The sequence below is a fragment of the uncultured Metabacillus sp. genome, from assembly GCF_947503125.1.
GTDB lineage: Bacteria > Bacillota > Bacilli > Bacillales > Bacillaceae > Metabacillus.
This window is the reverse complement of record NZ_CANNCR010000201.1, coordinates 1-341: the sequence shown is the minus strand read 5'-3', so window position 1 is coordinate 341 and position 341 is coordinate 1. Positions and strand designations below refer to the sequence as shown.

General features: G+C 41.3%; 1 protein-coding gene. It reads right to left on the bottom strand.

Annotation, left to right across the window (positions count from 1 at the left end):
* On the bottom strand, nt 1-341 hold a 341-nt coding region (locus Q1B07_RS26840; protein WP_299834335.1), incomplete at both ends, for a transposase.

Genomic DNA, 341 nt, shown 5'->3' with positions numbered 1-341 from the left:
TTAATTCCCACTCCTCGTTGAACATATGGCTTCCACTTCATCAACACCTCTTCCGGTGATAGTTCTTTAATTTGAGATGGAAACGGAAATAATCGCAACGTACAGAAGGCTGCTTTTCCTTCCCAGTCTCCAAACACATCAAAAAACTCAGGAAAATAGCGCTGAATATGATTTTGAATGCGTCCCTCTGTTGTCATCAGTTGTTTAGTAAGCTGATCTCGTAATTTGACGCCTTCTCTTAATTCGGCATAAACGCCATCTAAGAGGTTTGGTACAGAGTATCGGCCATCCTTAATCAACTGTGCAATGACACGGGCATCCTTTGTATCATTTTTAGTAGG